The organism is Methylobacterium sp. E-012, from assembly GCF_057836545.1.
In genome coordinates this window covers 2025449-2036102 of record NZ_JBYQEY010000001.1, presented here as the reverse complement: position 1 = coordinate 2036102, position 10654 = coordinate 2025449, and the positions used below count along the sequence as shown (strand labels likewise).

Annotated in this window: 12 protein-coding genes and 1 tRNA gene; 2 read left to right on the top strand and 11 right to left on the bottom strand. The window is 67.9% G+C overall.

What is annotated here, in order from left to right; translation table 11 throughout:
• Nucleotides 1–32: 32 nt before the first annotated feature.
• The 7 genes from AC3IF1_RS09715 to AC3IF1_RS09685 form a co-directional block, all read right to left on the bottom strand.
• A complete protein-coding gene (locus AC3IF1_RS09715) occupies nucleotides 33–314 on the bottom strand; it encodes an MSMEG_0570 family nitrogen starvation response protein (RefSeq protein ID WP_489217374.1) in 282 nt (93 codons plus the stop codon).
• A complete protein-coding gene (locus tag AC3IF1_RS09710; protein ID WP_489217373.1) occupies nucleotides 307–1482 on the bottom strand; it encodes an MSMEG_0565 family glycosyltransferase in 1176 nt (391 codons plus the stop codon). Before AC3IF1_RS09710 ends, AC3IF1_RS09715 begins: the two co-directional genes overlap by 8 nt.
• On the bottom strand, nucleotides 1479–2474 hold the full coding sequence (locus tag AC3IF1_RS09705) for a sll0787 family AIR synthase-like protein (protein WP_489217372.1): 996 nt from the start codon (nucleotides 2472–2474) through the stop codon (nucleotides 1479–1481). Before AC3IF1_RS09705 ends, AC3IF1_RS09710 begins: the two co-directional genes overlap by 4 nt.
• Nucleotides 2474–3019: an MSMEG_0567/Sll0786 family nitrogen starvation N-acetyltransferase gene (locus tag AC3IF1_RS09700; protein WP_489217371.1), complete on the bottom strand. Its 546-nt coding sequence runs from the start codon at nucleotides 3017–3019 to the stop codon at nucleotides 2474–2476. Before AC3IF1_RS09700 ends, AC3IF1_RS09705 begins: the two co-directional genes overlap by 1 nt.
• Nucleotides 3016–4119 (bottom strand): MSMEG_0568 family radical SAM protein, encoded by a 1104-nt coding sequence (locus tag AC3IF1_RS09695; protein WP_489220361.1) that lies wholly within the window; start codon nucleotides 4117–4119, stop codon nucleotides 3016–3018. The genes AC3IF1_RS09700 and AC3IF1_RS09695 overlap by 4 nt, the downstream gene beginning before the upstream one ends.
• Nucleotides 4073–5149, bottom strand: a complete 1077-nt coding sequence (locus AC3IF1_RS09690) for a Nit6803 family nitrilase (RefSeq protein WP_489217370.1) — start codon at nucleotides 5147–5149, stop codon at nucleotides 4073–4075. Before AC3IF1_RS09690 ends, AC3IF1_RS09695 begins: the two co-directional genes overlap by 47 nt.
• Nucleotides 5150–5231: 82 nt before the next feature.
• A complete protein-coding gene (locus tag AC3IF1_RS09685) occupies nucleotides 5232–5714 on the bottom strand; it encodes an MSMEG_0572/Sll0783 family nitrogen starvation response protein (RefSeq protein ID WP_058191264.1) in 483 nt (160 codons plus the stop codon).
• Between the two features lie 355 nt (nucleotides 5715–6069).
• On the opposite strand from AC3IF1_RS09685, the gene AC3IF1_RS09680 reads away from it, so the two are divergent.
• Nucleotides 6070–7509 (top strand): aminotransferase-like domain-containing protein, encoded by a 1440-nt coding sequence (locus AC3IF1_RS09680; protein WP_489217369.1) that lies wholly within the window; start codon nucleotides 6070–6072, stop codon nucleotides 7507–7509.
• A gap of 38 nt (nucleotides 7510–7547) precedes the next feature.
• Here the strand turns inward: AC3IF1_RS09680 and AC3IF1_RS09675 are convergent, their stop codons facing one another.
• Nucleotides 7548–7682 carry a hypothetical protein gene (locus AC3IF1_RS09675; protein ID WP_489217368.1) on the bottom strand — a complete coding sequence of 45 codons (135 nt, stop codon included), beginning with the start codon at nucleotides 7680–7682 and terminating at the stop codon, nucleotides 7548–7550.
• Nucleotides 7683–7947: 265 nt separating this feature from the next.
• On the opposite strand from AC3IF1_RS09675, the gene AC3IF1_RS09670 reads away from it, so the two are divergent.
• Nucleotides 7948–8022, top strand: a tRNA-Gly gene (locus AC3IF1_RS09670).
• Nucleotides 8023–8109: 87 nt separating this feature from the next.
• On the opposite strand, the gene AC3IF1_RS09665 is transcribed toward AC3IF1_RS09670, so the two are convergent.
• Genes AC3IF1_RS09665 through AC3IF1_RS09655 form a run of 3 tightly spaced genes read right to left on the bottom strand, consistent with a single transcriptional unit; the run spans nucleotide 8110 to nucleotide 10098 of the window.
• Nucleotides 8110–9333 (bottom strand): integrase, encoded by a 1224-nt coding sequence (locus AC3IF1_RS09665; RefSeq protein ID WP_489217367.1) that lies wholly within the window; start codon nucleotides 9331–9333, stop codon nucleotides 8110–8112.
• Complete coding sequence (locus AC3IF1_RS09660) at nucleotides 9323–9523, bottom strand: hypothetical protein (RefSeq protein WP_489217366.1); 201 nt, start codon at nucleotides 9521–9523, stop codon at nucleotides 9323–9325. Before AC3IF1_RS09660 ends, AC3IF1_RS09665 begins: the two co-directional genes overlap by 11 nt.
• Before the next feature lie 53 nt (nucleotides 9524–9576).
• A complete protein-coding gene (locus AC3IF1_RS09655) occupies nucleotides 9577–10098 on the bottom strand; it encodes a MerR family transcriptional regulator (protein ID WP_489217365.1) in 522 nt (173 codons plus the stop codon).
• Nucleotides 10099–10654 lie beyond the last annotated feature (556 nt).

Below are 10654 nucleotides of genomic sequence, written 5' to 3'. Positions count from 1 at the left end.
ACTCCGCGATGGTTCGAGGGGAGGCGCCGGGTTCAGGGTTCGAAGTTCTCGACCGTGACAAGGCCGCCGGGGTCCTGCCGCTGCGCCGCGGCCTCGATCCGGGCGCGTTGGGCCATCGCCGACGGGCACGCGAAGCCGTATGTCTCGCGCACCCGCTCGCTCGCGATCGTGAGGGCCGTACGGGTTTTCTCGACGAAGTCGCCGAGGGCGTAGCGCTCGCCGACCGTGAGAAAATCCCTCACGACGAGGGAGGGCGAATAGCAGGCCTCCCGCCGTCCATCGGGCCAACGGATGTGGACGTGCATCTCAGGCATGGATCGGCTCCCGTTCGACGCGTGCGCAGGCCGCGTAGGTCCCGAGGTGACGCTCGGCGCAGGCGCGCCAGGAATGGGCGGCGGCCCGGGCCGAACCGGCGGCGCGCAGGCCGGCGCGCGTCATCGGTGCCAGGGCGGCCGTCATGGCGTCGGCGATGTCACGGGGATCGCCGGGATCGACGAAGAGGGCGTCGTCGGCCTGGAGGTACTCGGTGAAGGGCGGCCGGCGAGAGACGATCGTCGGGGTACCGCAGGCCATCGCCTCCAGCACGCAGAGCCCGAAGCCCTCCGTCCAGGAGGGAAAGGCGAGAACATCCGCCCTGCGATAGAAGGCCGGCATTTCCTCCTGCGAGACGGGCCCGGTCTCGATCACCGCCTCGCCGCGCCCGACCACGAGCCCGTGTTCCCTCAGCGCGGTGCGGCAGCGGGCGCCGTAGGAGGCGTGGTCGAGGAGCGATGCGCCGCCGACGACCACGAGCTGCGCTTGGCGGTGACGTCGACGCAGGAGCGCGAAAGCCTCGATGATCCCAGCCGTGTTCTTACGCGCCTCGAATCCGCCGACGCTCAGGACGACCGGCCCGACGCCGATGCCCCAGCGCTCCCGCACGATCGTGTCGGCTTCGGTCGGCGCCTCTCGGTAGATCGACAGGTCCACCCCGTTCCCGACGACGCCGACCTCCGTACCGCAATCGTCCGCGATCCGGTCGGCCCAGGCGTGGCTGACGGAGAGCAGGTGCGTGGCCTCCCGAATGGAGCGATCCTGCCAGTCCGCGAGCACCGGGTCTGCGAAGCTGTCGACGTGGTGGACCGTCCGCACGAAGCCGGGGATCAGGCGGCGGTCCTTGAGCGTCGCGAGCGCATTGCCGCCGATGCCGCAATGGGCGTGAAAGACATCGAAATCACAGGCAGCGGGGGACGCGAAGTGGCGCAGGTAATCGTCGATGCGAGCCCGCACCCGGTCGACCGTCGTGCCGCCGACCGGCTGTGCGGCCACCGAGACCGTCGGGCAGGCGGCTGCGCGAAAGAAGCCGCGCCCGGACGGATCAGGCGCGTGGACCGCCGCCTCGTGCCCGAGCGCGCACAGGGCCTCGGCAAGGGCGAGGCAATGCGCGACGCCGCCCCGCGGATTGGTGGAATGGGTCAGGACGGCGATGCGCAGGGCCGTCATCGGACGGCACCCAGGCCGTCCTGGCCGCAGCCGATCAGCGGGCTGAGCGCGAAGTCCCAGACCACGGCATCTCCGCCGGCGGCATCGCGCACGCGGGCGACCCGGCTGGCGTCGAGCTGACCCACCGTTGCGACCGCGATGTCCCGTTCGGCGAACCGCGCGCGGATGGCGGGCGTACGCTCAGGGTGCACGCTCAGGAGGTAGCCGAAGCTCGGGAAGGCGGTGAGCCAGCGATCGAGCGGCACATCGGCCGGCCGCGGGATTGCGTCGAGATCTATGACGCCGCCGACGTTCGAGCATTCGAGCAGCATCAGGGCGGTGCCGACGACACCCGCCATGCTGATGTCCTTGGCCGCCCGGCAGAGCCCGTCCTCGGCGAGGCCCGGCAACAACGCCAGATCACCGCGCAGACGCTCGCCGGCTGTGCCGGTCGAAGCGTCCCAGTACGGGTACGGGTCGCGGAAGCGCCCGCGCAGGTCGATCGCCGCAACGAGGTCATCGCCGGGCGCCGCGTCGAAACTCGTGAGCAGGCGCCGGCCGGCCCGGCCGAGCACCGCGACCGCGAGGTTGCCCGTATCGGCCCGGGTATTGGTATGACCGCCGACGATCGGGACGCCGTAGAGCGCCGCCGCGTCGGACAGGCCAGCCAGGATCGGGTCCGCCGCCGCGGCATCCCGGCTCCACAGCGCGTCGACCACGGCGAGCGGGCGCCCGCCCATGGCGGCGATGTCGCTGAGGTTGACCATGATGCCGCAATAGCCGGCGAAGTACGGATCGGCCGCGACGAAGCTGTCGAGGAAGCCCTCGATGGCGAACAGCAGGTGGCCGTCGCCATCCGGTATGGCGGCGCAATCGTCACCGACCGGCACCGTGGCGCGCCGGACGTTCAGCCCGAGCCGGGCGACAACGGCATCGATGTCGCACTTGTGCGCGACGCCGCGCGCGTCGCGGATCTGGCGAGCCAGGGCCTGGAGGTCGAAGCCCGCCGCCATCAGGCGGCCTTACGGAACGTGACGAGCCCGTGCTCGGGATCGTGCATCGGCGGGTAGGCCGCGAGATCTGCCTGCATCAGGTGATGCGGCCGCCCGTGCAGGTCGACCGCGTCGAGGCTCGTCCAGTGCAGGGCTTCGAACAAGGGTACGTTGCGGTCCTGCACATGGGCCAGGAACCGGGTGCAGCCCCGCGCGCGGGCCGAGGAGACCGCGACCTGGATGAGCCCGGCGCCCAAAGCGGCGGTGCCGCGGAACGGACCGGCGACGGCCAGGCGCGAACCCCACCACTCGCCGGGACGCTCCTGACCTTCGTGGATGCGCACGGTGCCGACGACGGAGTCGGCGTCGCCGCCGAGGGTCGAGAGAGCGCAGATCGGGATCGCGTGGGCGTCGACGGCGTCGCGGTCGTCATCGGTGAAGATGCGCTGCTCCGCGCAGAAGACTTGGCGGCGCAGGGCCGCGCAGGCGCGGCGCTCCCATGCACCCGTGGCGAATTTAATGCGGAAGTGGCTGGGCCAGTAGGGCGGCACCGGTTCGAGGATCACGATGCCGTCCCTGCCCGCTCGTAGGTGGAGAGCGCCGAGCAGGCGCCGCAGCGCCCGCAACCCGCTTTGATGTCGGTGGAGCGCAGATCTGCGGTGGCCAGCATGGCGGCGAGCGGCGCCAGGATGGCGTGCATGAAGTCGGGGCCGGGCGCCGGGTGGCTCTCCAGGGGGGTCCCGGAGATCGGCACGAACGGCACGACGAACGGGTAGACGTCCATCCCGATCAGGCGCTCGGCCATCGCCAGGATCGCCTCCGGCGCATCGCCGAGGCCCGCCAGGATGTAGGTCGAGACCTGACCCCGCCCGAAGACCGGCACGGCCGCCGCGAAGGCGTCGAAGTACCGCTCCAGCGGCACGCCGGCCTTGCCGGGCATGATCCGGGCCCGGATCTCGGGCGTGACGGCCTCCAGGTGCATGCCGAGGGCATCGATGCCCGACGCTTTCATGCGCTCGAACCAGCGGTCGTCATCCGGCGGCTCGCACTGGGCCTGGATCGGCAGGTCGACCGCGGCTTTGACCGCGAAGGCGCTCTCGCAGAGCACGGCGGCGCCCCGGTCGGTGGCGTTCGGGGTGCCGGTCGTCATGACCATGTGCCTGACGCCGTCGAGGAGTACGGCCGCGCGGGCGACCTCGGCGAGCTGTTCGGGCGTCTTGTGCGCGACGGTGCGGCCGGCGGCGAGCGATTGGCCGATCGAGCAGAACTGGCAGGTCTTGGTGCGGCTCGCGTAGCGGATGCAGGTCTGGAGCACCGTGGTGGCTAGCACGTCCCGCCCGTGCAGCACGGCGATCTTCGAATAGGGCACGCCGTCGAAGGTCGAGAGCGCGTAGAAGCGCGGCTTACCCGGAAAGGTCGCCTGCCCGATCACCACGCCGTCATGCTCGATCACCGAGACCCCGTTGGCGTCCGGGCGGCGGACCAGGAAGGGCGACTCGAAGGCGGCCTCAGTGTGGACCGGCACCATCACGGTGCGCCCCGCGATGGTCATGGCCTTGTGGTCCGATGGCCCGGCCCCGCCGCGGCGGCTCGGGGCCCCGGCGCGGCTGTCGGCGAGCCTAACGCCGTAGGATTGCAACGCGTTGATCAGGCGTTCCGTTGGCATCCCGACCAGGCCCGCCACCACCGACGGGCACGTGGGGAGGCTCGTCGGAAGCGGAGAACTGCTCATGGTCGAGGCTCCGGAAATCGGTCTGGGAACGGATCGGCTGGTGCACGAACGAGGCCGGGCGGTCGTCGTGGAGCAGGCTGAGGAGTTCGGGCCTCGCGTAGTGGCCGACGGAGTCCATCATCCGCTTGCGCTTGGTCACCAGCGCGAGGTCCATATCGGCGATCAGGATGCCCTCGCCGGCGCCCAGCGGCTCCGCGAGGTGCCGGCCCTCGGGCGAGACGATGGCGGTGCAGTTGCCGCCGCGGCAGGCGCCGCGCAGGCGCTCGTCCGGGCAGACCTGCTCCACCTGCGCGTCGGTGAGCCAGCCCGTGGCGTTGACCACGAAGCAGGCCGCCTCCAGGGCGTGGTGGCGGATCGTCACCTCCATCTGGTCGGCGAAGATCTGGCCCACGAGCGAGCCCGGGAACTGCGCCGCGTGGATCTCCTCATGGCGCACCATCAGGGCGTAGCGGGCGAGCGGATTGTAGTGCTCCCAGCAGGCCAGCGCGCCGACGCGCCCCACCGCCGTGTCGACCACGGTGAGGCCTGCGCCGTCGCCCTGACCCCAGATCATGCGCTCATGGTAGGTCGGGGTGATCTTGCGGCGCTTGAGCTTGAGGCTCCCGTCGGCATCGAAGATCAGCTGCGCGTTGTAGAGCGAACCGTGATCGCGCTCGTTGACGCCGAGCACGATCACCGCCCCGTGGCGGCGTGCGGCGGCGGAGACGGCCTGGGTGACGGGCCCCGGCACCGTCACGGCCCGCTCGTAGAGGCGCAGGTGCTCGGCGCCCTGCATCGCCGGCGGCAGCACGAAGGAGAAGTAGGGATAGTAGGGCACGAAGGTCTCGGGGAAGACCATGAAACGCGCCCCCTTGGCGGCGGCCTCGTTGATCGCATTGAGCACCCGCTCCAGGGTCCCCTCTGGCCGGTCGAGATCCGGCGCGATCTGGACGGCGGCGGCTCGCACGATCCGGTTGTCCGACATGGGTGATCCTCCGGCTGTGACGGCGGCCGCGTCGCGCGCAGCCGCCGGATGCGACGTCCCGGACTGGGTGCAACCGGGCCGGTCAGACGGTCCAGGTGTCGATGATCACCGCATTGTCGCGCTTGTGCAGGAGGATGCAGTCCAGGACATCGAGGGGGTTGATCATGCGGATACCCTCGATGAAGGCGGCCTCGCCGTGACCGTAGAGGGCCTGGGTCGAGAACCGGCAGGCGTAGACCTTGCCACCCTCGGCCATGAACTTCTCGAGCTGGTTGTTGAAGTTGAGGTGCCCCGGGAAGGCCTCGTCGCCGAGCCGCGGGAAGCCGCGCTGGACACCGAGCGTGATGCCGGGTCCGTAGAGAAGGATCGAGGTCTCGAAGCCCTTGCGCTGCAGACGGGTGGCCTGGAGCAGGTTCACGAGGCCGATGGAGCCCTCGAACGCGACGGTGTGGAAGGTCACCAGCGCCTTCTGGCCCGGCTCGGCCTTGACGTCCTCGAAGACCTTCTCCTCGTAATCGACCAGGAAGTCGCCCTTTTTGTGAGGCTCGCGGTTCACAGCAGGCATTGATCTCTCTCCTCGATGGATTGGACCGCGGCAGCCGGAGCCTCCGGCGGTCACACGGCGTCCATGGCAAGCGGTGTGCCACAGTGCGGCGATCAATAAGTCTATCAATAAGCCCGTATGGTATGCATACAATAAACAGATCAATCGTCGCACGACCCATCGTCGTTCGTGGATTATGACGCTCATCGTTCGAGCAAGTCGTGCCTCGCGATCGCTCAGTAGATGCTCAGGCCATGATCGCGGATTGCAGGCATTGTATGGATGAATCGGCCCGCGCAGCTGGAACCGATCGCGGTACGGCTATTGCTAGCCATACAATTCAGAATTGATCGTATTACGACCCGGGCCGCGACGAATGACTGCGCCAGAGCGAGACGAACGACCGAACCCGCAGATTGGCGGGTCCGGGGGCTGGACGCCGGATCTGAAGCGGTGGGGCAAGCCGCACTACCTCGCCATTGCAAAGGCGTTGGCCGAGGACATCCGAACCGGGCGTCTGACCGCGGGGACGCGCCTGCCGACCCAGCGCGCGCTCGCCGAGGCGCTCGACCTGAACTTCACGACGGTGTCGCGCGGATACGTCGAAGCCCATAAGCGCGGGCTGATCGAGGGGCGCGTCGGTCAGGGAACCTTCGTGGTCGATCCCGCTCGCCCGGCGCGTTCGACCGGTGCCACGGCAGCGCGTCGAACCGGTCCCGTCGACTTCACCATGAACCTGCCCCCCGAGCCCGACGCGCCGGCCCTGCAAGCCCGCATGCAGGCCTCGTTCGCGGACCTGTCCGGCGATCTCACCAACCTGTTGCGCTACCAGGGCTTCGGCGGCACGGAGGAGGACAAGGAAGCGGCTCTGCGCTGGCTGAAAGGCCGCGGGGTCGTCACGTCCCGGGAGCGTCTGCTGATCTGCCCGGGTGCGCACAGCGCCCTGTTCGGCATACTGGGGCAGGTCGCCCGGGCGGGCGACACGATCTGCGCCGAGCGGATCACCTATCCCGGGATCCGCGCGCTCGCCGCACATCTGCGCCTGCGCCTGGTCGATTTGCCCATGGACCGATACGGGGTCGATCCGGATGCCTTCGCCGCCGCCTGCACCAAAGTCGCGCCGAAGGCCATCTACCTGAATCCGTTGCTGCAGAACCCCACCACCGCGACCCTGCCCAGGACGCGGCGCGAGGCTGTGATCGCGGTTGCGCGGCGATACGCCGTCACCATCATCGAGGACGACGCCTACGCCCGGATCTGCCCGTCTCCGCCGCCGAGTTTTGCGGAACTCGCGCCGGAGATCACCTACTACGTGGCGGGTTTGGCCAAGTGCCTGGGCGCCGGACTTCGGCTCGCCTTCCTGGTCGCCCCGAGCGCCCGTTCCGCCCTGCCGCTCGGAGGCGCACTCCGAGCCGCAACCGTCATGGCCTCGCCGATCTCGACGGCCCTGGCGACGCGTTGGATCATGGATGGCACGGCGGAGGCCATCGTCCAGTTCGTCCGCGAGGAATCGGCCGCCCGCCAGCGCATCGCAACCGCGATGCTTCCCGCCGGGACCTACACGGCCGATCCGCACGCCTTCCACGTCTGGATCACGTTGCCCGAGGGGTGGACGCGCTCGGCCTTCGCCAGCCAAGGTCGGTCGGCCGGGCTCGGCGTCATCGCCAGCGACCCGTTCTGCGTCGCGGGGACGCCACCGGAGGCGGTCCGTCTCTGTCTCGGCGGCCCCTCGACCCGTCAGCAGATCACGCACGGCTTGGAGGTGCTCGCCCACGCCCTCGAAGGCTCCCCGGCCCTCGCCTCGGCCTACATCTGAACCGCCCAGGCCCCATAGCGGTCGAAGCACACGCCCGGTCACTCGATGATGCGCGCGGCGGCCGTACCCTCGACCCGCCGGATGGCAATTGGGAATGACGACGATGACCGCGTGATCAAGGTCTTTCCGGTCATCGGCCGTGCAGCCGAAAACCGCCTGATCGCGATCGCCATGCGAAGGTCTCCCGGCGACCCGGAGGACTGCTTCCGGGCTACGCTGCCGTGAGCGATCCGAACTCGGGCGGCGACAGGCCATCTTCGCCTCCCGCGTCCGCGGACGTGGCACTCAGGTCACCCAACGGACTTCGCGCTGCCGCAGCGCATCGACGAGACCGTCCGATGCCGCTTCGCTCGCGCGACCAATCTGCTACGCAGCGGCCTGGACCGTCACGAAGGGCGTTGACTTGGACCCCCGAAGCCGTTCAGAACGCATCCCGTTGCGGGCGTAGTTCAGTGGTAGAACGTCAGCTTCCCAAGCTGAATGTCGTCGGTTCGATCCCGATCGCCCGCTCCAACTAACGCGCTGAAGCATCAGCCTTTCTGACAGTCTGCCGCTGATCTCGCGTTCCCCACGTTCCCCGTCGCGTTCCCCAGAGGCTGTTCAGGCCCCGTTCTTCGCGGCCCGATGGGCGAGCCTCAGCCCGGCCACCGTCCGCGATTTTCCGACCGCGCCGCGCGAGTAGCGCTGCGTCGTCGAAACCTGTGTGTGGGCTGCAGCCGACCGGATGTGGTCGAGATCCGCCCCCGCATCCTCCGCCTCGGTGATCGCGCCTGCCCGAGCGTCCATGTTCCAGATCTGGTCCGGCACGCCGGCCGCGCGGGCTACGATTCGCCATTCCCGCCCGTAGGCAGATTCGGCGTAGGGCCTGCCGGCGGTCTCATCGATGATGAGCGGCCCGATGCGGCGGTCGACCGGTACGCGATCGAGCAAGGCCAGCACGAGAGGGCAGAGCTTGAGGTCGTGAGCTGCGAAGGCGCCGGTCTTAGTCGTGGCCTTGCGCACCAGGAGGTCGGCGGCGAGGTCGGACCACGTCAGCCCGTTCGCCCAGCGCCGGCCGTTCAGCAGGATGCCGGACGCCCCCTGCCCTTTCGGGACTGGCTCCCATTCACCGATCACGTCCTTTTGGCGCAACGCGGTCTCGAACTGGATGGCTGTGCCCAACGCCAGCGATAGCCGATCCAGTTCGATCGCCTTCGCGACGAACGCCTCGACGTGGCCGAGCTCCATGGCGATCCGGCGCCGCGCCGGCTGTGCGAATCGGGCGTGCTCCAGCACTTCATAGAGGCGACGGCACTCCGGCAGCTCGGCCATGATCCCGAAGGCGAATAGCTCGCGCAGCTTCTTAACGATGCCGTAGGCGCGACGCACGCGCTCTAGGCCGCCCGGAACCTTCGGCTTCTTGGCAGCCTCGTACCACCGGTAGAAGTCGCCGATCTTGAGCGCGGCGAGCGAACGGGTGCCGAAGGCCTTCTCGATCAGGATGAGGGTGTAGGTGTCCTTGGTCCGAGTGTTGTGCTTGAGCCGCTTGAACGGGCTCGCCTCGTCGACCTGATAGCGGCGGGACAGACCCAAGATCGTCCCGTCGAAGCGCGCCGTCTCGCGACCACGGCCTGAGGACCATTCGAGCATTTCGGCCTGGAGCCGGAAGCACGCTGCTTCGATCAGAATGCGATCGGCAGGATCGTCAAGCTTGTAGCGGAGCGGTACCGTCTTCGGCAGGTAGCCGACTTTCACGAGGTCCGCACGGGCGCACCAGTAGAGGCGGTGGGTGCCATCCCGATTGGGCCTGGTCTTCAGGCCGGGGGCGTTGAGGTCAGAGGGCATCGAGGTTCTCCTGTCCGTCGAGGGCGGATGCCTCGACGCGGGAGAGACCGTAACGGCGGTTGAGGTAGGCGACGACGCCGGGCCAGAACCGGCCGCCAAACAAGGGGTCTACCTTCGGCAAGCCATCGCGCTCGAGGATGATGGCCGCAGCCTTCCAGGAAGCCGGATCTTGGCTGAGGCGGCGCGCCACCTCAGCCTCACTCGGAAACAAGCCCTGATCCTCGTGAGCACGGCGGGGCATTGTCAGGCCTTCACCGTCGGGAGGGCATCGAGGACCTGCTTAGCAAGCGCTTTCAGGTCGAGAATGGTGATGATGCCTTTTGTATTGGCGAGCGTCTCGGCCAATGTGGCCTCGTCGTTCAAGAATACGAATGAAGTCTTCGGTTCCGGTAAGTCTTTCGCCAACGCGACTTGCGGAGAACCAACCTCGTCGATGTAAACGACTTTTTCGCCGATCTTGGATCCACCCAAGAAAAACCCAACCAGATCGGAGGTCGTCTCACCTGTGAGTAGCCGGTCGAAGCGGGAGCGAAGATAATCCTGCGAGAAGTTGACGGCGTTTCCGGTGCTCAAACCATGTGCAGTCATGACTGCGATTGCACGAACGATGCAGACGTCGACGACCGTGAAGCGCTTCCAATTGCGACCGCCGGCCACCTCGGGGAACAGCCCATTACGGTTCCGCCACGTGCGGAATGTCATGGGCTCGCAGCCGGCGGCAGCCGTTAGCGTCGAGGTGGTGAAGGAGCGATCGTCGAGAAACATCTTAGCTCACCTGCACCACTTTTGTGACACGATCTGAGAAGTGACGCAAGTGCACCGCTCCTCTGTTGCCGGAGTCATCCGGCCGCGCCGGCTCTGGCTCGATCACGAGCTTCCCGAGCGATCAGATCGGCGAACCGCTAGGGCAGGCATTTACAAAGCAGGCGGCGGCGTCCGTGAGGCTCGGCCGTGCTCGGCAATCTGCGCTACCCGAGACAAGGGACAGCACCGGATGCGTGAGCGGCGTTCGTGAGGGCCATTGGCCATTTCTCGTGTAGCCCTCCCGCGCACAAACTCGACAGCAGACCTGATCTGATTTCAACAAGTACTCTCTGCCCTTGCTAAGATTCACTGCTTATGGACAATCGCCGGCGGCGCGAATCAGCGCGCCTTGCTGAGGTGTCGCAATGCGATTTGCGCTTCTTACTGGTTCGGTCCTGATTGCGACCGGCTTTCTCGGGTCATCAAGTGCCATCGCGATGAGTTGTAGCGAGCGCAATAAGGAATGCTTTCGCTTCTGCGAGACCAATTTCACTAAGAAGCCCGCTTGCACGTCGCA